Consider the following 25,290-nt stretch of genomic DNA (forward strand, 5'->3'; position numbering starts at 1 on the left):
CTTATTCGCTAGCCGGTTGAGCTATCGTTATGTTGGCGACTCAGCAAAACGGCTTTTTAGATAAAACAGTAAGTTAAATCTGTGCTGATATAACCAAAATAAATAAGCTTTATCTGAAACGATCACCTAGCTCTGACTGGTTGCAGTTTCTACCGACTTTTAATGTGATTAATCGACCCATAGGATCTAGATCAGTCATCTTTCCCTATTTTGTCGCTACGCGAGGACCTCGCAGTAGCTATTTTTTTCTTAAACAGGGTGAGCTTTATGAGCCTTAGGTTTCTCTAACCGACTCAAAAGCACTGTTCGCTAGCGACAAACAGCGTTTATGGGTTCGATTATTCCAGTGCTGGCGTGGGTGTTGGGGAATCTGAAAGAGTTTTTCAGATTTATGGCTATTGGCTATCCGATCTTTTGATAGCTTGCGCCGGCGATATCTCGTTGACAAGGCTGAGCGCTGGGGCCTCGCTGGATACAGTGCCGCGTTTCCACCATTAATTCATTCAGGTGAAGGCGTACTGCAGAGACTGGCTTTTTGAAGGGGAGCTAGAAAAGTGCATCGTCGGGTGCGATGCAATCTGACAAAAAGGCTGCTTTGCAGCATGCAGTAGCACCCGCCAGGTATTAAAAAATGCGCAGAATAAAACACCCTGCGAAGCCTAGTCTGTAGGGTGTTGAAATAACAAGAATATGCATCGTAAAAGCGGGTTGTGTTTACTAATTCCATAATAGGTGTGCGGTTATTTGTTGGTTGGACTTGCTTGGTACTGAACTCTGATATTGTTTAGCGTTTAATGATGTTGCCACTGGTTTATTGCTTGTCCGGGGTTAATAAAGCGTTGATCAACGCATCGAAATAAGCCACCTGCAAGGGGTAGTATTGACCCAGCAATTTGCCTTGGCCATACTAGATAACGCCATTTTGTCGAAGTATCAAACCATCAGCGCCGAACTCAAATAAATAGTCTGTCGAGGTGCTAAAAGCAAATTGCTCGGTATCTGTGCGCAACAGTCTATAATGCGTTCCCGCAACTGTACTTACAGTTCAACGTATTTTAAATAAATTGACGCCAGTTTATTGTTAGTGATTAAAGATGCGTAACATCTTTTGGATAATGTGGTTGCAACATACAAAATGCGTAGCCTTAAACTAAAAAACCGCCCAATTGGGCGGTTTTTTAGTTGCTAAACTCAGAGGCCGTTCTTGGCCTTGAACTCGCGACGACGACGGTGCAGGACCGGCTCTGTGTAGCCGTTAGGCTGCTTGGCGCCTTCAACCACCAGCTCCAATGCCGCTTGGAAGGCAATGTTGCTGTCGAAGTCTGGAGCCAGTGGGCGATACGACGGATCGTTGGCGTTCTGACGGTCAACCACCGGCGCCATGCGCTTGAGGCTGGCGACAATCTGCTCTTCAGTGGCGATGCCGTGACGCAACCAGTTGGCCAGCAGTTGGCTGGAGATACGCAGGGTGGCACGGTCTTCCATCAAGCCAACATCGCTGATGTCAGGCACTTTCGAGCAGCCTACGCCAGCATCGATCCAACGCACGACATAACCCAGGATGCCCTGTGAGTTGTTGTCGAGCTCATTCTGGATTTCTTCAGCCGACCAGTTGGTGTTGCTGGCCAGAGGGATGGTCAGAATGTCATCGACCGAGGCTGCGGTGCGGCTCTTGAGCTCTTCCTGACGGGCGAACACATCAACCTTGTGATAATGCAAGGCATGCAGTGTTGCCGCGGTAGGCGATGGTACCCAAGCGGTGTTGGCGCCGGACATTGGGTGACCAATCTTCTGCTCAAGCATCGCTGCCATCAGGTCCGGCATGGCCCACATGCCTTTGCCGATTTGCGCACGACCTTGCAGGCCGGTGGCCAAGCCAACGTCGACGTTGTTGTTTTCGTAAGCGCCAATCCATTTCTCGGCTTTCATGGCAGCTTTACGCACAACAGGGCCAGCTTCCATCGAGGTGTGGATTTCATCACCGGTGCGGTCGAGGAAGCCGGTGTTGATAAACACCACGCGCTCGCTGGCAGCCTTGATACAGGCCTTGAGGTTCACCGTGGTGCGACGCTCTTCGTCCATGATGCCGACTTTCAGCGTATTACGCGTCAAGCCAAGGGCATCTTCAACGCGGCTGAACAGCTCGCTGGTGAAGGCGACTTCTTCAGGGCCGTGCATCTTCGGTTTTACGATATAGACCGAGCCGGTGCGGGTGTTCTTGCGGCTGGTGTTGCCATTGAGGTTGTGCATGGCGATCAGGCTGGTCAGCAGACCGTCCATGATGCCTTCTGGCACTTCAAAACCCTCTTTGTCGATGATTGCGTCGATGGTCATCAGGTGGCCAACGTTACGCACGAACAACAGCGAGCGGCCGTGCAGGCTCAGCTCTGTGCCATCGGGCTTGGTGTAGACGCGATCCGGGTTCATGGTGCGGGTGAAGGTGGTGCCGCCCTTGGCGACTTCTTCCGCCAGGTCGCCTTTCATCAGGCCGAGCCAGTTACGGTAGATCACAACCTTGTCATCGGCATCGACTGCGGCGACGGAGTCTTCGCAGTCCATGATGGTGGTCAGTGCCGCTTCCATCAGAATGTCTTTAACGCCAGCTGCGTCAGTGCTGCCAACTGGAGTATTTGCGTCAATCTGGATTTCGAAGTGCAGGCCGTTGTGTTTTAGCAACACGGCGATTGGTGCGTTGGCGTCGCCCTGAAAGCCCATCAACTGAGTGTCATCTTGCAGGCCGGTATTGCTACCGCCTTTCAGGTTGACGAGCAGCTTGCCATCGACAATTTTGTAGCCTGTGGCATCGGTGTGCGATGCAGCAGCCAAGGGAGCGGCTTCATCAAGGAAGGCGCGCGCGAAGGCGATGACCTTGTCGCCGCGAACCTTGTTGTAGCCTTTGCCTTTTTCGGCGCCGTCTGCTTCGCTGATCACGTCTGTGCCGTAAAGCGCGTCATACAACGAGCCCCAGCGGGCGTTGGATGCGTTCAGGGCGAAACGTGCGTTCATCACCGGCACAACGAGTTGTGGGCCAGCCAGATGCGCGATTTCTTCATCGACATTGGTTGTAGTGGCCTGGAAGTCAGCTGGCTCAGGGAGCAGGTAGCCGATTTCTTCAAGGAATGCTTTGTAGGCAACGGCATCGTGCGCTTGACCGGCGCGAGCCTGGTGCCAGCTGTCAATCTGTGCCTGGATTTCGTCGCGCTTGGCCAGCAAGGCGCGGTTTTTCGGTGCTAGCTCGTTAATTACGGCCTCGGCGCCGGTCCAGAACTTCTCGCTGGAAATGCCGGTACCACCAATGGCTTCGTTGTTAACGAAGTCGAACAGCACTTTGGCGACCTGCAGGCCACCGACTTGAACGCGTTCAGTCATCACTTGCCTCACTCTGCTCAGCTTTACTTATTAGCCGCTTAGGCATCTCTGAAAAACTACTGCGCGGGCTACCTTTTTCAGAAGCTCCTACGGGCTCGGGACTCAGTCTTGTAGTCCAGGCCGCGGCATACTACATCAAGATCTATGGAAAATCAGTGGGGTTGCGTCGTTATGCGACCCAAAAGCGCTTAGCAGTCACGGCTAGAACTTTGTGCATGCAAAAACAACCAATATTGTTTCATAAAACTGATAAAACGGTACACGATTTGTTGCATTGATCTTCTTCGCTATTTCCACCGCGCCAAAATGGTTGGCAACCTATACTGCTGGCAGGTTCTAGGAAGATTAAGCATGCATATTATTCAGGCCACGGCGGATGACCTTGATCCGCTCAGCCACTTATTCGTCGATTACCTAACTTTTTATCAGGTCGATAAGCCGCTCAGTGCGGTGCAGGCATTTCTGGCTGCGCGGATAGAGCAGGGCAGTTCGACAATATTCATCGCCCGTGACGATGTCGGTCATGCCCTGGGTTTTGTGCAGTTATACCCGCTGTATGCCTCACTGGCATTGGCGCCGATGTGGTTGCTCAGTGACTTGTATGTGAATCCGCAAGCGCGTCGTCAAGGCATTGCCGAGGCGTTGATGAACACGGCGCGTGATCATGCACAGGCCGCTGGAGCCTGTGGCTTGCAGTTGGAGACCGCGAAAAATAATTACCCGGGGCAAGCGCTTTATGAGCGACTCGGGTATGTTCGGGATCAAGCCTTTTATACCTATTGGCTGGCATTGCCTGACCAGTAGATTAAACTGCGGCCTGCCTGAATGTGCCGCTAGGGAATCTCTGAAAAACTACTGCGCTCGCTACCTTTTTCAGAGGATTCCTAAGATCGTCTTTATAGATGTCACAACAAAGTGAGGCCTGCCATGGATCATCTGGTATTAACCGTTATCGCTCAGGATCAACCCGGATTGGTTGAGCGCGTTGCCCAATGCGTGGCTAATCATGGCGGCAACTGGCTTGAGAGCCGCATGTCGCGTATGGCTGGGCAGTTTGCCGGGATACTGCGCGTGGCTGTACCTGCTGAGTCGCATGCTGAGTTGGTCAGCGCATTGCAAGAACTCAATGCGCATGGCATTCGCGTGCTGCTGGCTGAAAGTGGTGCCGAGCCTTCCTGTACCTGGAAACCGATCATGCTCGATCTGGTTGGCAATGACCGCCCTGGCATTGTCCGCGACATTACCCGCTTGCTTACTGAGTTGGGGGTTAACGTCGAAAGCCTGCAGACAGAGGTGATGCCAGCACCGATGAGCAGCGAGCCGTTGTTCCATGCCGAGTCGATGCTCGCGGTGCCGCTGGGGCTTTCGCTGGATGAGCTCAAGACCCAGTTGGAAACCTTGGCGGATGATTTGATGGTAGAGCTGAATATCCGCACAGACAGCTAAGGAATCTCTGAAAAACTACTGCGCTAGGTATTACTGCGTTGAAAAGCTGCTCAAAATGCTCATTTAGGACAACTAAACTGCGCTTTTTCGCATCTGTTCGCCTTGTACTCCCTTCGCTCGCTACCTTTTTCAGAAGATCCCTAGTTTCTGACTTGCAACATATCCACGGCCTGTGTGCGCAGGGCTGTGGATAACTTGAGGGTACTTGAATCGCCCGTTAGTGCTGCGCAGCTTTCCGCAATATGGTTAAAAAACCAACAATTTCAGATGCTTGTGCACAAAGGGCGGGGATGGATCTGTGGATAAGGTTGGGATGATCAGCTGCAGCCCAGGGTTGACTAGGCTTGGCGCAAATTGATCGTTTTTTGAACAGTTGTTTGTGGGTAATAGTTGGGTGGCAGTCATTGGCCTGCCACCCCAAACGATCGTTATTTACGAACTTTGCTTCGACGAATGGTCAGCCATGCATCGACGCTGTAGATCACCAAGCCAGCCCAGATGCAGATGAATGCCAGCAGCTTGCTTGAGTCGAAGTGCTCGCCGAACAAGAAGATCGCTTGTAGCAGCACCAAGGTAGGCGCCAAGTACTGTAGAAAACCTAGGGTTGTGTAGGGCAGATGCCGCGCCGCAGCGTTAAAGCATACCAAGGGCACTAGGGTGATCGGCCCGGCAACGATCAGCCAGAACGCCTCAGAGGTTGTCCAGAACTCAGCATGGCTGCTCACCGCGTCTGGGTTGAGGGCAATCCAGGCAATCGCCAGCGGCAATAATATCCAGGTTTCGATCACCAGCCCCGGCAAGGCCTTAACTGGCGCTTGCTTGCGGATCAAGCCATAAAAGCCGAATGTCAGGGCCAGAACCAGCGACACCCATGGAATGCTGCCGACTTGCCAAAGTTGTTGCAGCACACCCAGCGCGGCCAAGCCCACGGCAATCCATTGCAGGCGGCGCAGGCGTTCGCCAAGAATGAGCAGGCCCAGCAAGACGTTAATCAGTGGGTTGATGTAGTAACCCAGGCTGGCTTCAAGCATGCGCCCATGATTAACCGCCCAGACGTAAACCAGCCAGTTGCTGGCGATCAATACACCGCTAAAACCCAGTACGGCAAATTGCTTGGGGTTTTCGCGCAGTTCGCGCAGCCAGCCAGGGTGCTTCCAGACTAGCAGTAACAGCGCGCCAAAGATTGCCGACCAGACGGCGCGATGGACGACAATTTCCAGCGCAGGCACTTCGGCGATGGCTTTGAAATACAGCGGGAACAAGCCCCAGATAATGTAGGCGCTAAGGCCCAGAATATAGCCGCGCTGTGGGTTTGCGGTGGACATGGGGATCCTTGCTTAGGGTGCTAACGATGGATTCTCAATTCTAGTCGTGAGCACCGCTATTTGTCTGTGTGCTCAGCTTTTTATTGTCAGCTGGCCAATTGATAAGCGTAAGGCTTTTGTTACATCCGCCAAGCATCGACACGCCGCGCTTCTGATCCAGCACGGCGCCAGTTATTTAAAACAGCTTGAGCGGCTCTTCATCCAGGGCCGACAACTGTTCGCGCAGCATCAGTATGTGCTCGCCCCAATAACGCTCGGTGCCAAACCAAGGAAAGCTGTGCGGGAATGCTGGATCGTCCCAGCGCCGAGCCAGCCATGCGCTGTAATGCATCAGGCGCAAGGAGCGCAGGCCTTCGATCAAGGGCAGCTCGCGGGGATTAAAATCATGAAATTCCTGATAGCCATCCATTAATTCCGAAAGCTGGCCAAGGCGCTCGTGGCGCTCACCGGCCAACATCATCCACAGGTCTTGCACGGCTGGGCCCATGCGGCAGTCATCGAGATCGACCATGTGAAAGGTTTCATCACGGCACAGCAGGTTGCCAGGGTGACAGTCACCGTGCAGGCGAATTGCAGTGACGGGATGATTGGCGAACAGGCTGTCGAGGCGCTTGAGCAAATCACGGGCAACCGACTCGTATGCGGGCAACAGGCTTTTGGGGATGAAGCCGCCGTCGAGCAAGGTTTTCAGTGACGCGTGGCCGTAGTTCTCGACTTTTAAACTCTCACGATGGGCGAAGGGTTTAGTTGCGCCGACCGCATGCATGCGACCCAGTAACTGGCCGAGACGATACAGCTGTTCGAGATTGCCAGGCTCTGGCGCACGGCCGCCGCGCCGTGGAAACAGGGTGAAGCGAAAACCGGCGTGTTCGAAAAGGGTTTCGCCATCACGCTGCATCGGCGCAACCACCGGAACATCGCATTCGGCCAACTCGAAGGTAAAGCTGTGTTCTTCGCGGATCGCCGCATCTGTCCAGCGATCCGGACGATAAAACTTGGCGATGATCGGTGTCTCATCCTCAATGCCAACTTGATAGACCCGGTTTTCGTAGCTGTTCAGGGCTAAAACCCGCGCATCGCTGAGAAAGCCAATACTTTCGACGGCGTCGAGAACCAGATCTTGAGTCAGTGCTGCAAAAGGATGGGACATGGGAACTCCTGCGCGCAGCAGGTCGCCGCGTTCGACCGAACATGGTAACGCAGGTTAAGGGGTTTGGGCTGTTTGTTGGCTGGGCTAAGTGTTCAACTGCGGACGAGCTGCGCGCTGTTTCATTGAATGCCTCTTACGGATGACGCAGTGATCATCCGCCAGAGGCGATTGCAGGTGCCGACTATTCAAGTCGCATGTCTAGGCGCCGATGATGCCGCCATCTTCGCGGGTAATGACCATAACCGAAGAGCGCGGTTTGCCATTCGGCAGGTGCTCCGGGAAGGTCGAGCCGCCTTTTTCGCCCGGATGCTGGATACCCACGAACATCGTGCGCTGATCTGGAGCGAAGGCGATGCCGGTCACTTCGCAGCCTACAGGGCCGACCATAAAGCGACGAATCTCTCCGCTGTCCGGGTCGGCGCAGAGCATCTGATTATTGCCCATGCCTGCATAGTCGCCGGCGTTGCTGCTGTCACCGTCGGTCTGGATCCACAGGCGCCCGGCGTCATCAAAGCTCAGGCCATCCGGGCTGTTGAACATGTTTTGCGGGGTGATGTTGGTTGAGCCAGCGGTAGGTTGGCCAGCGTGCACGGCAGGGTTGCCCGCGACTACGAACAGGTCCCAGGCAAAGGCGGTCGAGGCGTGATCGTCATTGGCTTCGCGCCAGCGCAAAATCTGTCCGTAAATATTGTTCGCGCGTGGGTTTGGACCATTGACCGGTTGCTCGGCCTGACCCCGCTTGACGTTGTTGGTCAGGGTGCAATAGACCTTGCCATCTTTAGGGCTCACTACCAGCCACTCGGGGCGGTCCATCCGGGTTGCCGCCACAGTGCTGGCGGCCAGGCGTGCGTGGATCAGCACCTCGGCTTGGCTGTTGAAGCCGTTGCTGGCATCCAGGCCGTTTTTACCAAAGCTCAGCTCGACCCAGCGACCGTGACCCTTTGGCAGGTTCGGGTTTTTGTCACCTGCATCGAAACGGGCAACATAGAGCGTGCCTTGATCCAGGATGTGACGGTTGTGCTTGATCGCATCCGGGCCTTGGCCGCGCTTGATTTTGTCTTTACTGATGAACTTGTAGATAAACTCGCCGCGCTCATCGTCGCCCATGTACACCACCGCGCGACCGTCTTTGGTCTCGGTAAATGCGGCGTTCTCGTGCTTGAAGCGACCTAGCGCGGTGCGTTTGATCGGGGTGGAGTCTGGGTCGAACGGATCAATCTCGACTATCCAACCGTGGCGGTTGAACTCGTTGGGGGTCTTGGCCATGTCGAAGCGCGGGTTGTGCAGATGCCAGTCGTTACCGTCGCCTGTGGTGGAGGCGCCGTATCGTGATTGGGCTTCATCGAACTGTTGCGCCGGGTCTGTGCTGCCAAAGCAATCGTCGAAGTTTTCTTCGCAGGTCAGGTAGGTGCCCCAAGGCGTTTTACCGTTGGAGCAGTTCTGGAACGTGCCAAGCACATGCATGCCTGTTGGGTCATCTGCGGTTTTCAGCCAGTTGTGGCCTGCGGCGGGTCCACTGACGCTGATTGGCGTGTTGCCGTGAATCCGGCGGTTGTACTTCGAGCCCTGCACAAACTGCCATTTACCATCGAGCTTTTGCACTTCGATTACCGAGACACCTTCACTGGCCAGGGCCTTGTGAACGTCTTCGGCGGATTTGGGCAGGCCAGCGTGGTCGAGTAAATACTGGTAGTTGGTGTATTCATTGTTGATCGCCATCAGCGCGCGATTTTCATCGTCGGTGAAGGGGAAGAAGCTCATGCCGTCGTTGTTGTCGCCGAACTGCAGTTCGTGAGCGGCCGCAGAGTCTTTGCCGGTTGGATCGAAGGCCGGGCCGTTGGCTGCCAAAGGTTGGCCCCAACTGATCAACACCGATGACTTGTACCCGGCAGGCAGAGTGATTGTGTCAGTGGTTGCGCTGGCAATGCTGTCAAAACCGAGCAGCGTGCTGTTTGCGCTGCCGACGCTGGCAGCCAATACGCTGCGGCTGAGCAGGTTGCCGCCCAGGAACATGGCTGCACCGCACAAGGCGCCCGCGCTGATAAACCGGCGGCGGCTGATACCGCTCATCTGTTCTAGATCGGTTAATTGGTTGTCTTCTAAACGCTTCATCACAGTAAGGCTCCGTGCCAAGAATGGCAGTACCTTAATCAGCGGTTATGACGAAACGGTTGCAAGCACCGTGATTGCCTTAAATTGGCGTACCTAGCAATACCTGGGTTGGGGAGCACTGCACGCGAACAGTGCTGCCAATTGTCAGCTGCAAGGCGTCGAGCTGTTCTTGATGGGCCTGGGCGCATAAGGTTTGACCGCTTGGCAGGATGATTTTGACTTCAGTCGGGCCGTCGGCCGCGCTCAGCAGCTCCTCTATCCGGCCTTGCATGCAGTTGTAGCCGGGCGTTATGGGCTGTTGCAGTGTTTGCAGTTCCAGCCAGCCAGCCTTGATCAGGGCAATAACCTGGCTACCGATTTCCAGCTCAAGGTTTTGCGTGCTGTCGTGGGTAATCTGCGCCGTCAAATATTGCCCGCCTGCCAGTTCGAGGCGTATTTCGTCATTGCGCCCATGACTATCGATTGCAACGACCTGGCCATGCAATTGGTTGCGCGCGCTGGTGCGCAACATCAGGCGGCTGAGTAAATCCAGGTCACTGATGTCTTCAGCCGCTTCCAGCACTTGGGCTTGCAGGGCTTGCAAACGCTGATACAGACGCAGAACGCGCTCGCCTTCCAGCGATAACCGCGCACCGCCGCCACCTTTGCCGCCAACACTGCGTTCAACCAATGGTTTTTGCGCAAGGTTGTTCAGTTCATCAATCGCGTCCCAGGCTGATTTGTAGCTCAGACCGGCGCTTTTGGCGGCGCGTGTGATCGAGCCTTGCTCGGAAATATGCTGGAGCAAGGCGATGCGCTGCGGGCGACGAACAATGTATTGGGCGAGCACGGAGGTAAGCGACATAAGGGTTTGGCGTGTATGGAGGAGATTTTCAACGGTGGCGATTTGCTCAGTACAAGTCAAGCAGGGTTCCGGGTTTTGGTGTTCGGGCCAGGCAATAAACGTCCACCCGGGTAGCGCCTGCGTTTAATAGCAACTTGCTCAGGATTTGCGCAGTGGCACCGGTGGTCAAAACGTCATCTACCAGCGCCAGGTGCAGTCCTTGAACCTGCGCTTTTGGTGGGACAAGAAATGCGTTGCGCAGGTTCTTTTTCCGGCTGGCGGCATCCAGCCCTTGCTGGGCGGGAGCATCGATGACGCGAGTCAAACCGTGATTCAACAGCGCAATATGCAACTGCTTGCCCAGACTATTGGCAAGTATTTGTGCTTGGTTAAAGCCGCGTTGGCGCTGACGCTGCGGAGTCAGCGGAACAGGCAAAAGCGCGTCGGGAGGGGCCAGGCCATCAGCAAAGCTGTGCTGTATATGATCGCTTAGCAAGTCACCGAGCAAGCGTCCCAGCGGCCACTGTGCTTGATGTTTGAAACGGTTGATCATGCTCTGGACTGGAAAGCTGTAACTCCAAGGCACCACGACTTTTTCGAATAGCGGCGGGTTTCTCTGGCATTCGCCACAAATCAACTCAGCACCGTGCATGGGCAAGGCGCAGACACTGCAATGCGCGCGCAACCATGGCAGCTCGCTTTCACAGTCGGTGCATATCGGCAGTCGTTTGCTTTCAGTGGTTTCATCACAGAGCAGGCACTTCAAGCAAGGTTGAAGGGTTGTGAGCTGATGTTTGAGCCGTTGCCAAATAGTCATAACACTCTTCCTTGAGGTTAATAGAGGTGTGTTCGTTTTTTGATCAGATGTAAACCTGTGTCTTGTCTTGGGTTGACAGCGTCGAAACACAACTTATGATGCCTTGAAGCCTGATTCGCGGCGCTTGGCCCGCACCCTGACAACAGACGCAGTTGAGCGTCGAAGGAACTCTTCATGAATGCCACCGCATCCATCGCAACTCGCCACGACTGGTCGCTAGCCGAAGTTAAGGCTCTGTTCGAGCAACCGTTCAACGACTTGCTGTTCAATGCGCAGACTGTGCACCGCGCGCATTTCGATCAGAACCGGGTTCAGGTCTCAACCTTGCTGTCGATCAAAACCGGCGCCTGCCCGGAAGATTGCAAATACTGCCCACAGTCGGGTCACTACAACACCGGGCTTGAGAAAGAGAAACTGCTGGAAGTTCAGAAAGTCCTGCAAGCAGCCGCTGATGCCAAGGCCATTGGCTCAACCCGTTTCTGCATGGGCGCGGCCTGGAAGCATCCATCGGCCAAAGATATGCCTTACGTGCTGGAAATGGTCAAAGGCGTGAAAGCGCTGGGCCTGGAAACCTGCATGACGTTGGGCAAGCTCGACAAGGATCAAACCCAGTCGCTGGCCGAAGCCGGGTTGGACTACTACAACCACAACCTCGACACCTCGCCGGAGTTCTACGGCAATATCATCACCACCCGCACCTACGCCGACCGTCTTGAGACGCTGGCGCATGTGCGTGACGCCGGGATGAAGATCTGCTCGGGCGGCATTCTTGGCCTGGGTGAGTCGCTGGACGACCGCGCAGGCTTGTTGATCCAACTGGCGAATTTGCCGGAGCACCCTGAGTCAGTGCCGATCAATATGCTGGTCAAGGTTAAAGGCACGCCGTTGGAGAATGAAAAGGATGTCGATCCGTTCGACTTTATCCGCACCCTCGCCGTTGCGCGGATCATGATGCCTAAGTCCCACGTGCGCTTGTCCGCTGGCCGTGAGGCGATGAATGATCAAATGCAGGCGCTGGCTTTCTTTGCCGGTGCCAACTCGATTTTCTATGGCGAGAAACTGCTGACCACGGTCAACCCGCAAGCAAACAAGGACATGGAGTTGTTCGCCCGCCTGGGCATCAAGCCGGAGGAGCGGGAAGAGCATGCCGATGAAGTGCATCAGGCGGCTATCGAGCAGGCGTTGGTTGAACAGAAAAGCAGCGAGCAGTTTTACAACGCTGCAGTTTGATCTGCCATCTGGCCGTCGTCTTGATCTGGCTTCTTGAACCTCGCTGCCTGCGAGGTTCAAGCGGCTGCGTAAACAGGTAAATACCATGTCTTTTGACCTCGCCAGTCGCTTGGCCGAGCGCCGTGCCGCACAGTTATATCGGCAGCGCCCGCTGCTTGAGTCGCCGCAAGGGCCGCAGGTTGTGGTGGACGGTCGTGAGCTGCTTGCATTCTGTTCCAACGATTATCTTGGTCTGGCTAATCATCCCCAGGTGATTGAAGCCTGGCAGGCCGGGGCCGCGCGTTGGGGTGTCGGTGGCGGAGCTTCGCACTTGGTGATTGGCCACAGCACGCCGCATCATCAGCTCGAAGAGGCGCTTGCCGAATTCACCGGGCGTCCGCGTGCGTTGCTGTTCACCACCGGCTACATGGCCAATCTTGGCGCGGTGACTGCTTTGGTCGGGCAAGGCGATACGGTGCTCGAGGACCGCCTCAATCACGCCTCCTTGCTCGATGCCGGTTTGCTCAGTAATGCGCGCTTTTCGCGGTTTCTGCACAACGATGCCAGCAGCCTCGCGGGCCGCCTTGGTAAAGCCGTGGGCAATGCATTGGTGGTGACCGACGGCGTGTTCAGCATGGATGGCGATCAGGCTGATTTGCCAGCACTGTGCGCCGAGGCGAAAAAGCGCAATGCCTGGGTCATGGTCGATGATGCCCACGGTTTTGGTCCATTGGGCGCAACCGGTGGCGGTATTGTCGAGCAGCAAGGCCTGGGCATTGATGATGTGCAGGTGTTGGTCGGCACGCTAGGCAAGGCTTTCGGCACGTCCGGGGCGTTTGTGGCGGGCAGCGAAGAGTTGATTGAGGCGCTGGTGCAATTCGCCCGTCCTTATATCTACACCACCAGCCAGCCGCCTGCGCTGGCCTGCGCCACCCTGAAAAGCCTTGAACTGCTGCGCAGCGAACACTGGCGCCGCGAGCATCTCAATGCGCTGATCAAGCAGTTCCGTGATGGCGCACAAGCGCTTGGCTTGCAGTTGATGACCAGCTCAACGCCAATTCAACCTATTGTTATTGGTGACAGTGGCCGCGCCATGCGCCTGTCCCAACTGTTGCGTGAGCGCGGCATTCTGGTCACCGCGATTCGCCCGCCAACGGTGCCTGCAGGCAGTGCCCGCTTGCGGGTGACTTTATCGGCGGCGCATAGCAGTGATCAGGTCGATTTATTACTGTCTGCGCTGGCTGAGTGTGGCGCGGCTGAGGAGCAACTGGATGCGTGATCGCTTGGTGTTATTGCCAGGTTGGGGCTTGGGTACTGCGCCTCTTGAACCGCTGGCCGAAGCATTGCGTGGGCTCGATCCACATATGCATGTGCAGGTTGAGCCGCTGCCTTTATTGGCCAGCAGTGAACTTGATGAGTGGCTCGACGAACTCGACGCCAACTTGCCGGAAGATGCCTGGCTCGGCGGCTGGTCGCTTGGTGGAATGCTCGCGGCGGAGCTGGCCGCACGGCGCGCTGAGCAATGCCCGGGACTTATCACTCTAGCCAGCAATGCCAGCTTTGTTGCCAGCACTGACTGGCCCCACGCCATGGCTGAAGAAGCCTTTGATCTGTTTCGCCAAGGCTGCGCACAAAACCCGGTTGTGACGCTTAAACGCTTTGCCGCTTTATGCGCGCAAGGCGCTGCCGATCAGCGGGGGATGGCGCGCTTGATGCTGGGTGGTGCCCCCCATGAAAGCGGGGAGCTGCTGCTGGCCAGTCTTGATCTGTTAGCGAGCCTGGATACTCGCGCGGCATTGCAGGGTTTCGTCGGCCCGCAATTGCATCTGTATGCCGGACAGGACTCGTTGGTCCCTGCTGAAGTGGCTGGCGATATCCTGGCATTGTTGGGTGATGTTGAAGTGGGCTTGATTGATCACGTCAGCCATGCCTTTTCACTTGAGTGTCCACATGAGCTTGGCGCCGCGATTCAAGGTTTTTTGCACGAGGCAGGCGATGATTGATTTGGCTCAGGATGCACATTCGAGCTTGCCGGATAAGCGTCAGGTAGCGGCATCGTTTTCCCGTGCCGCAGCCAGTTACGACAGCGTTGCAGCGTTGCAGCGTGCTGTTGGCAATCAACTATTACAGCGTCTGCCTGCGACCCTTTCACCCCAGCGCTGGCTTGATCTGGGCAGTGGCACGGGCTATTTCAGCCGGGCTCTGGCCGAGCGGTTTCCTGATGCGCAAGGCATTGCATTGGACATTGCCGAAGGCATGTTGCAACACGCCCGCCCGCTAGGCGGCGCCGAGCAGTTTGTTGCCGGTGATGCTGAGCATTTGCCATTGCAGGCTGAATCCTGCGGGCTGATTTTCTCCAGCCTGGCCCTGCAATGGTGTGATTCATTCAGTTCAGTATTGGCCGAGGCGCAGCGCGTGCTGAGCCCAGGCGGCACCTTGGCGTTCAGCAGTTTGTGTGTTGGCACCTTGCGCGAGTTACGTGACAGCTGGCGTGCGGTGGACGGTTTTGTTCACGTTAACCGTTTCCGTCATTTTGATGACTACCAGGCGCTATGCGCCGCCAGTGGTCTAAACGTCCTGTCACTGGATACCCAGCCCGAGGTATTGCACTACCCGGATTTGCGCAGCCTGACCCATGAGCTCAAGGCGTTGGGTGCGCACAATCTCAATTCCGGCAGGCCGAGCGGTCTGACCGGGCGAGCGCGCATGAGCGCCTTGGTGCAAGCCTATGAGCGCGAGCGCCAAGTGCAAGGGCTGCCTGCAACCTACCAAGTCGTATACGGTGTTTTACAAAAAAGGATTCGCCCATGAGCAGCGCTTTCTTCATCACCGGCACTGATACCGAAATCGGTAAGACCACCATAGCCGCTGGCCTGCTTTACGCGGCCAAAGAGGCGGGGATGTCGACTGCTGCGGCAAAGCCGGTTGCATCAGGTTGCACCAAAACTGCAGAGGGACTGCGCAATGAAGACGCGCTGGCACTGCTGGAGCAGTGTTCAATCGCGCTGACTTATGAGGAGGTTAACCCCTTGGCGTTTGCCCCCGCGATTGCCCCTCATCTGGCGGCTCGCGAAGCTGGTGTGGTGTTGAGCGTCGGTAGCCTGCGCGGCTCTGTGCAGCGGGTGCTGGATAAAACCGCTGATTTCACTGTGGTTGAAGGCGCAGGCGGTTGGCGCGTACCGTTGTCGGGGCAGGCGTCAATCTCAGATTTAGTGGTGAGCTTGAAGCTACCGGTGATCATGGTTGTTGGGGTGCGCCTGGGTTGCATCAATCATGCGGTCCTCACTGCCGAGGCGATCGCCGCAGATGGCTTGGAATTGGCGGGTTGGGTGGCCAACGTCGTTGATCCTGGGACCTCGCGGCTGGAAGAGAACCTCGCCACCCTGGCTGAACGTTTACCTGCGCCATGCCTGGGCTATGTACCGCGCCTGGAATCGGCTACACCGGCGGCTGTCGCAGCTTGCCTGGACCTAAGTTTGCTCGGACTTTAAGCGTTATGGCAAAAAGCTATTATCGAAAAGCGCCTGGTTCTGCTTTAATGCATGTTGTTTGCAACCCTGAACTGGAGCGAAATAGATGAATGCCATAACGGGCAGCGCCTTTAACGCCGGTCTCACGACAATTCAGTCGGGGCAGCAGCGTGTCGATCGAGCCGCGCAGGACATTGCCAGTGGCGCGGTAGCAGATTCCGCACAAGCCGGGACGCCTGAAATCACGAACCAACTGGTCGAACTGCGTGTTGGCCAGTATCACGCTCAAGCGGGTGCGCGCGTACTGGAAACAGCAGACGAAGTCCTTGGCACCTTGATTGATACCCGCGCCTGATCCTGTCAGCTCTGCATAGCTTTATCGCTAAACCCTCAATACCTCCAAATTTTGTGTCGGTGCGCGCAATGCGTTTTGCGCAGCTACTGCTTGCAATATTTAGAGGTTTTACTATCGCCCGTAGTGCTCATTACTGATGGCCAATGCTCATGTGGCGCATTTTGCTGGCGCCTTTGTTGCGAGCTGAAATTTAGACCAGCGGTACAGCACTGTCTGATTTCAAAGTGTTTCTGTCGAATGCTAATAGTTGTGCCAAGGCTCAAGCGCAGGCTTTTGAGCGCAGCGCGGCGGGATGCATATCCTTTGTCCCTGGCTTAAACCACGCTTGACAATGACTAGGCGTAAACGTATGTTTCAAACACCTGTTTGATTGTTGCTAGGTCGCAGCCTTCAAACATTCGGGAATTCCCCGTTCAAACAACTATTCGGTCACCCATACCGACCACCGCAGAGGTTATTAGCTATGCCTGATTACAAGGCCCCCTTGCGTGATATTCGTTTCGTACGTGACGAACTGCTTGGCTACGAAGCGCATTATCAGAGCCTGCCTGGCTGCGAAGATGCAACGCCAGACATGGTCAGTGCCATTCTTGAAGAAGGCGCCAAGTTTTGTGAGCAGGTGCTGTCTCCGTTGAACCGTGTGGGTGACATCGAAGGCTGTACCTGGAGTGAAGACGGCGTTAAGACGCCGACTGGCTTTAAAGAAGCCTACAAGCAGTACGTTGAAGGCGGCTGGCCAAGCCTGTCTCATGATGTCGACCACGGCGGTCAAGGCTTGCCTGAGTCGCTGGGCCTGGCCATGAGCGAAATGATCGGTACCTCAAACTGGTCGTGGGGCATGTACCCAGGTCTGTCGCATGGCGCGATGAACACCATCTCTGAGCACGGCACAGAAGAACAACAGCACACTTACCTGACCAAGCTGGTCAGCGGTGAGTGGACTGGCACCATGTGCTTGACCGAGCCACATTGCGGCACCGACCTTGGCATGCTGCGCACCAAGGCTGAGCCACAGGCTGACGGTTCTTACAAAGTTTCCGGTACCAAGATATTCATCTCGGCTGGTGAACACGACATGGCCGACAACATCGTCCACATCGTGCTTGCACGTCTGCCGGATGCCCCGGCGGGTACCAAAGGTATCTCGCTGTTCATCGTGCCTAAGTTCATGCCCAACGCTGACGGCGGCATCGGTGAGCGCAACGCAGTGAGCTGTGGCTCGCTGGAGCACAAGATGGGCATTCACGGTAACGCGACCTGTGTGATGAACTTCGATGGCGCCACTGGCTACCTGATTGGCCCAGCGAACAAAGGCCTGAACTGCATGTTCACCTTTATGAACACTGCGCGTCTGGGCACTGCGCTGCAGGGCCTGGCTCACGCCGAAGCTGGTTTCCAGGGTGGCCTGAAGTACGCTCGCGAGCGCTTGCAAATGCGCGCGTTGACTGGCCCGAAAGCGCCGGACAAGGCTGCAGATCCGATTATCGTTCACCCTGACGTACGCCGCATGCTGCTGACCATGAAAGCGTTCGCCGAAGGCAACCGCGCAATGGTTTACTTCACAGCCAAGCAGGTGGATATCGTTAAATACAGCCAAGACGCCGAAGAGAAGAAGCAAGCCGATGCGCTGCTGGCCTTCCTGACGCCGATTGCCAAAGCCTTTATGACCGAAGTTGGTTTTGAAGCCGCCAACCACGGCGTCCAGATCTACGGCGGTCACGGTTTCATCGCCGAGTGGGGCATGGAGCAGAACGTTCGCGATAGCCGCATTTCGATGCTGTATGAAGGCACCACTGGTATTCAGGCCCTCGACCTGTTGGGTCGCAAGGTGCTGATGACCCAGGGCGAAGCACTCAAGGGCTTCACCAAGATCGTGCACAAGTTCTGTCAGGCTAACGAAGGCAACGAAGCGATCAACGAGTTCGTTGCACCGCTGGCCAAGCTCAACAAAGAGTGGGCTGATGTGACCATGAAGGTCGGCATGGCTGCGATGAAAGATCGCGAAGAAGTCGGTGCGGCATCGGTTGATTACCTGATGTACAGCGGCTACGCCTGCCTGGCGTACTTCTGGGCTGACATCGCTCGTCTGGCCGCTGAGAAGCTGGCAGCCGGTACCAGCGAAGAAGCTTTCTACAAAGCCAAGCTGCAAACTGCGCGCTTCTACTTCGCACGTATCCTGCCGCGCACTCGCACTCACGTAGACGCCATGCTGTCAGGTGCTAACAACCTGATGGATATGGACGAAGAGAACTTCGCCCTGGGTTACTAAGTAGCCCGAGCGAAAGCGCTCGACATAACATTTGATTGGCCGCGGTGGTTAAACGCAGCGGCTGATCCGATGAATACTCGACACCCTGCACAGGCTCAGCTTGTGCAGGGTGTTTTGTTTTATAGCGACTATTGTTGACGCACGCACGCATCCGGGTCGCTCATATCAGAACGCTAGTCGCTATTATCGCCTCAAGCCATTAAGCGACCGGCGTGCGCCAGTCGTCAGAGCCTGAAGTGCCAGAGACTTCGTGAGTCCAGATGATTTTCCGGTAAGTCAGGTACACATCTTCCAGATGGGTAAAGTGACTCATGTTCGGGTCTTGGCAGTTGGGCATGTGGGATTGCACATCAACCACGATTGCATCTTCGAGTTCAATGGTGAAGTAGTGCTCTTGGGTTCCGGTAGATGAGGTGCGATACCACTCAAGGCGGCATTTGGTCAGGCGCTCGCCGGAGGTCAGCGCGTTGAAAATCAGTGGTGATGCCTTGTCGAAAACCTTGGTGATCATCAGTGGCTTGTGTACGCGCTGGCCCGTTGGTTGGCCGGATTGCGGGTCACGGGGGATGATCACCTGATGATTGAAACCCTGCACCAGAATCTGGTCTTCGTGGCCTTCCTGGTAGATGTTGCCTACTGAGTCTTCGGTGAATGTGTTGGCCGTCATCAGGCCTTGCTTGGTCCCTTCGAGGGTTAAATATGCAGGTGTTGGCATGAGAGCGTTCCTTGCTGAAATGGGTGAATCAGGATTGATTCACTCAACAAGGCAGAGCGATTCTCGTGCCACTCTTTTTATAAGTTATGTAAATCAACGGGTTGGGTTTTTTTTGGGCTTGAGCCTTGAGAGGATGCTCAGGATCGGGCTGTTTCTTGTGCAAGTTGTTGCGCAGCGCTGTGCAGATTGTTGCGCAACCTGTGCACGGCCAGTGTTGGCGGGGGATCGGGGCGGATATTAGGCTGCGGGTGGGCGTTGTCTGCGCAAGAAATGGCGCAAACTGCTAGGCAGACTCTCGTTTAACCAAGTCGTATTGTTCGTGGCCGTCATCCCAGCCTGCTTCCCAAGCTGCACTGAGCACTTCAGCTGTCTGCTTGGCAGGGGTTTTGGGCTGTCCGGTTAGACCGACCATATAACCTTGTTGGTAAGCCTTGTTTAGATTTTCAAGGCTCCAGTCCTGGTTTTGCTCGATCTGCGAGTCTGATGCCATGGGAGTACCCAGTTAATTCAACTAGTGCTTATGCTAGCTGGGTTGAGCATCTATAACTGAGCCGCTGGTCTCGCCTTTTGCTCCACTGGTTGGTTTTGTGACCTGTGCCTCCATCTGCTGGCCGCTTGGTTTGCGCAGCAGATGGCCCGGTTAATTGCTTAACTTGGCAGAGGCTGATCGTGGCCAAGAATGCTGGCTTGGTAAGTGGCGACAAAGGTGTCGAAGTCGCCTTCTTGGTTGGCTTCAATCTCAGCTTGCTCACGCAGTGAATCAGCACTGGCCTGCTCAAGTGCTGCGTTTTGCTCAGGGCTTAGCGGCTGGTTATTGAAGTAGTCGGCATGCAGCTTGCTCTGGCGCAGCGCAAACTGGGCAAAGCTTTCATTCTGCAGCTGTTCCAATACCTGCGCGGATGGCGTCAGGCGGGCATCTGCCACTTTATCGCGTTGGGCCTGCAAGGCCTGGCCGTGTGCCTTGCCGCCGTTGCTGTGGTCGAGCAGATCGGCCATTTGCTGGATTTCATCGAGCAATTGACCGGCCCAGACCTTGAGTTCGACCTGTGCGCCTTTGCGCTGCAAATGCAAGCCAGGGCGACGGCCTTCTTTAACCACCTTGAGGAAGTTTTCGGTACAGGCCATGCACTCGTCATGTTCGAGAGCCGGGCTTTCCTGGAGCGCACAGTAAAGCAGGAATGCATCGAGGAACTGTGCTTGCTCAAGGTTGATGCCCATGGGCAAGAACGGGTTGATATCGAGGCAGCGGACTTCAATGTACTGCACGCCGCGGGCAACCAGCGCCTGAATCGGGCGTTCGCCGCTGTAAGTCACGCGCTTGGGGCGAATGCTTGAGTAGTATTCGTTTTCAATCTGCAAAATGTTGGTGTTGAGCTGCAGCCAATCGCCATTGGCGCTGCGCGTGCCGATTTCAACATAGGGCAAGTAAGGTGTGCCGACCGCTTGGCGCAGGCTATCGGTGTAGCTGGCCAAGTCGTTATAGCAAGGTGTCAGCTCCGCTTGGGCATGGCTTTGATAGCCGAGGTCACTCATGCGCAGGCTGGTTGCGTAAGGCAGGTACAGGGTGTCTGCATCAAGCTGTTGCAGTGAGTGCGGACGACCGCGCATAAAGCCGACATCGAGCGCTGGCGAGGCGCCAAACAGATACATCAGCAGCCAGCTGTAGCGGCGGAAGTTACGGATCATCGCAATGTAGCTAACGGATTGATAATCCCGCGCGCACTGGTTGCAGCTATCGAGGCTTTGCAGCAGCGGCCAGAGTTGATCCGGCAAGGAGAAGTTGTAGTGGATGCCGGCAATGCATTGCATGGTCTTGCCATAGCGCAGGGCCAAACCCTGGCGGTACACGTACTTCAGCTTGCCAATATGCGAGTCGCCATATTGGGCGATCGGGATAACCTCTTCAGCCGGCAATGCGCAGGGCATTGATTGGCTCCAAAGGTATTCGCCGCCCAGCTTGCTGTAGGTATAGCGGTGGGTTTGTTCCAGGCTCGCGAGGGTGCTTGCCGGGTTTGCCTCGGCCGGGGTGATGAACTCCAGCAGCGCCTCGGAATAGTCAGTGGTGATCTGCGGGTGAGTCAATGCAGAGCCCAGCGCCTCGGGGTGGGGCGTCAGTGCAAGCTGGCCATCGCTATCAACCCGCAGGCACTCGCGCTCGATGCCATGCAGGCACTGAGTCAGCAGCGAGAGGTGGTTTGGCTCGCCAAGCAGTGCCACGCGGCGGGATAACAAATTGCTCAAAGTCGAATTCCTTCACCCATCAGTCGGGCCAATATGGGGGCACGCTGAGCCATCTGCAAGGGGGCGCTAGTAATTTGCATGACCTTTCTGGCGATGACCCGCGCAGCGCAGTGATGCAAGCATGCTCTACTGCGGCGAGGGTATGCCAGGCTGTTTATACAGCAGCATAGCTCAGGCTAATTACACCCGAGCGAAGGTGCCTTGTGCTGTAGCGACTAATTTGTCGCCTTGATGCACTTGCGCTTCGACTACTAAAGTTCGGCGGCCTGAGTGCAATACTTTGGCGACGCAGATCACCGAGCCTTGGTCGATTGCGCGGATGTAGTTGACCTTGCATTCGAGCGTGACGCTGCCCTGATCGAAGCCGTGGGCGCTGGAGCAGGCCAGTCCCATGGCAATGTCGATCAATGAAAACAGTGCGCCACCATGCAGTTTTTTGTGTCGATTGCGCAGTGGGTCGGTGAGTTCCAGGCGCACCCGAGCCTCACCGTCAGCCACGCTCAGCGGTTCTACGCCGAGCAGTTGGCTGAATGCGCTAGAGGTTAATTCCTCTGGCAGATCGGTCATTTTTTCTTCAACTGTTTGGCATTGGCGAACAACGAGGCCATTGCATTGTTGACTGGCGCTGGCTTGTTTTCCTGACGCGGGGCGGGCGTGTTGCTGCGCGAGTTATTACCACGATTACCGCCGCTGCGAGGGCCTTCTACCTTCTCGCCCGGGGTGTCGCTCATGCGCATGCTCAGGGCAATCCGGTTACGCGGAATGTCGACCTCCATGACTTTGACCTTGACCACTTCACCGGCTTTGACCGCCTCGTGCGGGTCCTTGATGAACTTCTCGGACAGTGCAGAGATGTGCACCAAGCCATCTTGATGCACGCCGATATCGACAAAGGCGCCGAAGTTGGTGACGTTGGTGACTACGCCTTCGAGAATCATCCCCAGCTGCAAGTCATTGAGGGTCTCGACGCCTTCCTGGAACTCAGCGGTCTTGAACTCTGGGCGCGGATCGCGTCCCGGCTTTTCCAGTTCCTGAAGAATGTCGCCAATGGTGACCAAACCGAAGGTTTCATCGGTGTATTGCTTAGGATCCAGGCGCTTGAGGAAGCTGCTGTCGCCAATCAACGAGCGAATATCGCGGTTGGTGTCTTTGGCGATGCGTTGCACCAATGGATAGGTTTCCGGGTGAACGGCTGAGGCGTCCAACGGGTTGTCGCCATTCATGATGCGCAAGAAGCCCGCCGCTTGCTCGAAGGTCTTGTCGCCCAGGCGCGGGACTTTCTTCAGGTCATCACGGGATTTAAACGCGCCGTTGGCATCGCGGTGGGCAACGATATTCTGCGCCAAGGTGCTGTTGAGGCCGGAGATGCGCGCGAGCAGAGCACTGGAGGCGGTGTTTACATCGACGCCGACGGCGTTCACGCAGTCTTCCACCACGGCGTCCAGACCGCGGGCCAGTTTCAGTTGGGACACGTCATGCTGGTATTGGCCGACGCCAATGGATTTCGGATCAATTTTTACCAGCTCCGCCAGCGGGTCTTGCAGGCGACGGGCGATGGACACTGCGCCGCGGATGGTCACATCCAGATCTGGGAATTCCTTGGCTGCCAATTCAGACGCCGAATACACCGAGGCGCCTGCTTCGGAGACCATGACTTTGGTGGCCTTGAGGGCTGGATATTTTTTGATCAGTTCAATTGCCAGCTTGTCGCTCTCACGGCTCGCGGTGCCGTTACCAATGGCAATCAGGTCAACCGAGTGCTTGGCGCACATTGCTGCCAGAACCGAGATGGTTTGATCCCATTGGTTCTTCGGTGCGTGTGGATAAACAGTGGCGCTGTCGAGCAACTTGCCGGTGGCGTCGACTACGGCGATTTTGCAGCCGGTGCGCAAGCCAGGATCCAGGCCCAGCGTGGCTCGTGGCCCAGCAGGGGCGGCAAGCAGCAGGTCGTTGAGATTGCGGGCGAATACCGAGATGGCCTCATTTTCAGCCTGTTCGCGCAGGTCGCTGAGCAAGTCGGTTTCAAGGTGAGTGTAAAGCTTGACCTTCCAGGTCCAGCGCACCACTTCAGCCAGCCATTTGTCTGCGGGTCGTGCTTGATTGCTGATGCCGAAGCGCTCGGCAATCATGCCTTCGCACGGGTGCATGGTGCCCGGCAGCTCGTCACCCACTTTCAGGCTGGTGCTGAGAATGCCTTCATTGCGTCCCCGGAAAATGGCCAGGGCCCGGTGTGACGGCATGCCTTTGAGTTTTTCATCATGCTCGAAGTAATCGCGGAACTTGGCGCCTTCGGCCTCCTTGCCAGCAATCAGACGGGCACTGATGGTTGCGTTGTCGTTCATGAAGCTACGCAAGCTGGCGAGCAGTGTAGCGTCTTCAGCGAAACGCTCCATGAGAATGTACTTGGCGCCTTCGAGCACGGCCTTGCTGTCGGCAAAGCCTTTTTCGGCATCGATAAAGCGCGCGGCTTCGGTTTCAGGTGTCAGGCTTGGATCGCTAAACAGTGCGTCGGCCAGCTCGCCAATGCCTGCTTCGAGGGCGATCTGGCCCTTGGTGCGGCGCTTTTGTTTGTACGGCAGGTACAAATCTTCAAGGCGAGTCTTGGTGTCGGCCAGGCTGATTTCGCGCTGCAACTCCGGGGTTAGCTTGCCTTGCTCTTCGATGCTGGCAAGGATGCTGGCACGGCGATCATCCAACTCGCGCAGGTAGCGCAGGCGCTCTTCCAGGTTGCGCAACTGGGTGTCATCCAGACTGCCAGTCACTTCTTTACGGTAGCGAGCGATAAAGGGTACGGTCGAACCTTCATCCAGCAGCGCCACGGCGGCGGCAACCTGTTGCGGGCGTACGCCCAGTTCTTCGGCGATGCGGTTGTTGATGCTATCCATATATAAAAAACTACCCACACTGGAACGAAAAACCAGCCTCGCAAACTATGGGTCATCCGAAAATACTGCCTATTTTGCGGCCTGAAATTTTCAAATGCACCTTGCGGGCTAGACACTAAAGCGGCGCATTATAAACACCGTAATGGAGTGAACTGAGACCGTTCGGGGAAAAATCTGCTAACAATGGGTCGCAACAGATAATCTGGCGCTTGAGCCATAATGCTTGCATTGGAGACTATCCAGTGGTTTTTACGCCTGCAAATAACGGCTGCGCCCGTGGCTGCAGGAGGTTATAAATGACTGGAACAGCGTCTCAGTCTAGGAGTTATACATGAGCGGCACTGCACCCGTGGTTGAAGGCGAAAAAATTCTGATTGTCGATGACGATGCTCGTCTTCGGCGCTTGCTTGAGCGTTTCTTTGAAGAACAAGGCTATCGCGTACGTGCGGTTGAGAACGTTGAGCAAATGGACCGGGTTCTGGCACGCGAGTTGTTCAGCCTGCTGGTGCTTGACCTGATGCTGCCTGGCGAGGACGGCCTTTCAGCCTGCCGCCGCCTGCGCGAGTCGAACAATCAAATGCCAATCATCATGCTTACCGCCAAAGGTGATGAAGCCAGTCGGATTCAAGGCCTGGAACTGGGCGCTGATGATTACCTGGCCAAGCCATTCAACCCACGTGAACTGCTGGCGCGGGTCAAAGCTGTGCTGCGTCGTCAGGCGCCAGTGGTGCCGGGCGCGCCGGGTAGCGAAGAAGCCAGCGTGAGCTTTGGTGATTACGAGTTGTCCCTGGCGACCCGTGAGCTGAAGAAGGGCGAAGAAGTGCATATGCTCACTACCGGTGAGTTTGCCGTGCTCAAGGCGCTGGTGCAGCACGCTCGTGAGCCATTGACTCGCGACAAGCTGATGAATCTGGCCCGTGGTCGTGAATGGGATGCGCTGGAGCGTTCGATTGACGTACAGATTTCGCGCCTGCGCCGTTTGATCGAGCCTGATCCGTCCAAGCCGCGCTATATCCAGACCGTCTGGGGTGTTGGTTATGTCTTCGTGCCGGACGGCAACAAGTCCTGATCGGCAGGCGACGCTGCTTGATTGATACCGCATAA

The 25,290-nt window shown here is 55.9% G+C and carries 21 protein-coding genes; 10 read left to right on the forward strand and 11 right to left on the reverse strand.

What is annotated here, in order from left to right; all coding sequences use genetic code 11:
• Window positions 1–1,191: 1,191 nt before the first annotated feature.
• Window positions 1,192–3,369 (reverse strand): malate synthase G, encoded by a 2,178-nt coding sequence (locus AACY26_RS15910; RefSeq protein WP_339515575.1) that lies wholly within the window; start codon window positions 3,367–3,369, stop codon window positions 1,192–1,194.
• 351 nt (window positions 3,370–3,720) lie between these two features.
• On the opposite strand from AACY26_RS15910, the gene AACY26_RS15915 reads away from it, so the two are divergent.
• A complete protein-coding gene (locus AACY26_RS15915) occupies window positions 3,721–4,173 on the forward strand; it encodes a GNAT family N-acetyltransferase (protein ID WP_339515576.1) in 453 nt (150 codons plus the stop codon).
• A 123-nt stretch (window positions 4,174–4,296) separates the two neighbouring features.
• On the forward strand, window positions 4,297–4,815 hold the full coding sequence (locus AACY26_RS15920) for a glycine cleavage system protein R (RefSeq protein ID WP_339515577.1): 519 nt from the start codon (window positions 4,297–4,299) through the stop codon (window positions 4,813–4,815).
• Window positions 4,816–5,243: 428 nt separating this feature from the next.
• On the opposite strand, the gene rarD is transcribed toward AACY26_RS15920, so the two are convergent.
• From rarD to AACY26_RS15945, 5 genes are all read right to left on the reverse strand, one after another.
• Window positions 5,244–6,140, reverse strand: a complete 897-nt coding sequence (gene rarD, locus AACY26_RS15925; protein ID WP_339515578.1) for an EamA family transporter RarD — start codon at window positions 6,138–6,140, stop codon at window positions 5,244–5,246.
• A gap of 175 nt (window positions 6,141–6,315) precedes the next feature.
• Window positions 6,316–7,290, reverse strand: coding sequence for a serine/threonine protein kinase (locus AACY26_RS15930; RefSeq protein WP_339515579.1), 975 nt, complete (start codon window positions 7,288–7,290; stop codon window positions 6,316–6,318).
• 198 nt (window positions 7,291–7,488) lie between these two features.
• Window positions 7,489–9,402, reverse strand: coding sequence for a PhoX family protein (locus tag AACY26_RS15935; RefSeq protein ID WP_339515580.1), 1,914 nt, complete (start codon window positions 9,400–9,402; stop codon window positions 7,489–7,491).
• A 79-nt stretch (window positions 9,403–9,481) separates the two neighbouring features.
• Window positions 9,482–10,246: a TOBE domain-containing protein gene (locus AACY26_RS15940; protein ID WP_339515581.1), complete on the reverse strand. Its 765-nt coding sequence runs from the start codon at window positions 10,244–10,246 to the stop codon at window positions 9,482–9,484.
• 46 nt (window positions 10,247–10,292) lie between these two features.
• Window positions 10,293–11,042, reverse strand: coding sequence for a ComF family protein (locus tag AACY26_RS15945; RefSeq protein ID WP_339515582.1), 750 nt, complete (start codon window positions 11,040–11,042; stop codon window positions 10,293–10,295).
• A gap of 174 nt (window positions 11,043–11,216) precedes the next feature.
• On the opposite strand from AACY26_RS15945, the gene bioB reads away from it, so the two are divergent.
• From bioB to AACY26_RS15980, 7 genes are all read left to right on the forward strand, one after another.
• Window positions 11,217–12,272 (forward strand): biotin synthase BioB, encoded by a 1,056-nt coding sequence (bioB, locus tag AACY26_RS15950; RefSeq protein ID WP_339515583.1) that lies wholly within the window; start codon window positions 11,217–11,219, stop codon window positions 12,270–12,272.
• A gap of 85 nt (window positions 12,273–12,357) precedes the next feature.
• Window positions 12,358–13,530, forward strand: a complete 1,173-nt coding sequence (bioF, locus tag AACY26_RS15955) for an 8-amino-7-oxononanoate synthase (RefSeq protein ID WP_339515584.1) — start codon at window positions 12,358–12,360, stop codon at window positions 13,528–13,530.
• A complete protein-coding gene (locus tag AACY26_RS15960) occupies window positions 13,523–14,254 on the forward strand; it encodes an alpha/beta fold hydrolase (protein ID WP_339515585.1) in 732 nt (243 codons plus the stop codon). The genes bioF and AACY26_RS15960 overlap by 8 nt, the downstream gene beginning before the upstream one ends.
• The gene (bioC, locus tag AACY26_RS15965; protein ID WP_339515586.1) at window positions 14,247–15,062 is read left to right on the forward strand and encodes a malonyl-ACP O-methyltransferase BioC; all 816 of its coding nucleotides are present in this window, start codon (window positions 14,247–14,249) and stop codon (window positions 15,060–15,062) included. The genes AACY26_RS15960 and bioC overlap by 8 nt, the downstream gene beginning before the upstream one ends.
• Window positions 15,059–15,742 (forward strand): dethiobiotin synthase, encoded by a 684-nt coding sequence (gene bioD, locus AACY26_RS15970; protein ID WP_339515587.1) that lies wholly within the window; start codon window positions 15,059–15,061, stop codon window positions 15,740–15,742. Before bioC ends, bioD begins: the two co-directional genes overlap by 4 nt.
• 85 nt (window positions 15,743–15,827) lie before the next feature.
• On the forward strand, window positions 15,828–16,076 hold the full coding sequence (locus AACY26_RS15975) for a hypothetical protein (protein WP_339515588.1): 249 nt from the start codon (window positions 15,828–15,830) through the stop codon (window positions 16,074–16,076).
• 463 nt (window positions 16,077–16,539) lie between these two features.
• Entirely contained in the window at window positions 16,540–18,345 is a 1,806-nt protein-coding gene (locus tag AACY26_RS15980; protein WP_339515589.1) for a phenylacyl-CoA dehydrogenase, read from the forward strand.
• A 199-nt stretch (window positions 18,346–18,544) separates the two neighbouring features.
• On the opposite strand, the gene AACY26_RS15985 is transcribed toward AACY26_RS15980, so the two are convergent.
• The 5 genes from AACY26_RS15985 to AACY26_RS16005 form a co-directional block, all read right to left on the reverse strand.
• Window positions 18,545–19,060 (reverse strand): Hcp family type VI secretion system effector, encoded by a 516-nt coding sequence (locus AACY26_RS15985; RefSeq protein WP_339515590.1) that lies wholly within the window; start codon window positions 19,058–19,060, stop codon window positions 18,545–18,547.
• Between the two features lie 283 nt (window positions 19,061–19,343).
• The gene (rmf, locus tag AACY26_RS15990) at window positions 19,344–19,550 is read right to left on the reverse strand and encodes a ribosome modulation factor (RefSeq protein WP_339515591.1); all 207 of its coding nucleotides are present in this window, start codon (window positions 19,548–19,550) and stop codon (window positions 19,344–19,346) included.
• Window positions 19,551–19,708: 158 nt separating this feature from the next.
• The gene (gshA, locus tag AACY26_RS15995) at window positions 19,709–21,301 is read right to left on the reverse strand and encodes a glutamate--cysteine ligase (RefSeq protein ID WP_339515592.1); all 1,593 of its coding nucleotides are present in this window, start codon (window positions 21,299–21,301) and stop codon (window positions 19,709–19,711) included.
• A 180-nt stretch (window positions 21,302–21,481) separates the two neighbouring features.
• On the reverse strand, window positions 21,482–21,868 hold the full coding sequence (locus AACY26_RS16000) for a PaaI family thioesterase (RefSeq protein ID WP_339515593.1): 387 nt from the start codon (window positions 21,866–21,868) through the stop codon (window positions 21,482–21,484).
• On the reverse strand, window positions 21,865–24,186 hold the full coding sequence (locus AACY26_RS16005) for a Tex family protein (RefSeq protein ID WP_339515594.1): 2,322 nt from the start codon (window positions 24,184–24,186) through the stop codon (window positions 21,865–21,867). The genes AACY26_RS16000 and AACY26_RS16005 overlap by 4 nt, the downstream gene beginning before the upstream one ends.
• Before the next feature lie 331 nt (window positions 24,187–24,517).
• Between AACY26_RS16005 and ompR the strand changes: the two genes are divergently transcribed.
• Window positions 24,518–25,255, forward strand: coding sequence for an osmolarity response regulator transcription factor OmpR (gene ompR / locus AACY26_RS16010; protein ID WP_339515595.1), 738 nt, complete (start codon window positions 24,518–24,520; stop codon window positions 25,253–25,255).
• The last annotated feature ends 35 nt before the right edge of the window (window positions 25,256–25,290 follow it).

Source organism: Pseudomonas sp. RL_15y_Pfl2_60 (genome assembly GCF_963970595.1).
Classification (GTDB): Bacteria; Pseudomonadota; Gammaproteobacteria; order Pseudomonadales; family Pseudomonadaceae; genus Aquipseudomonas.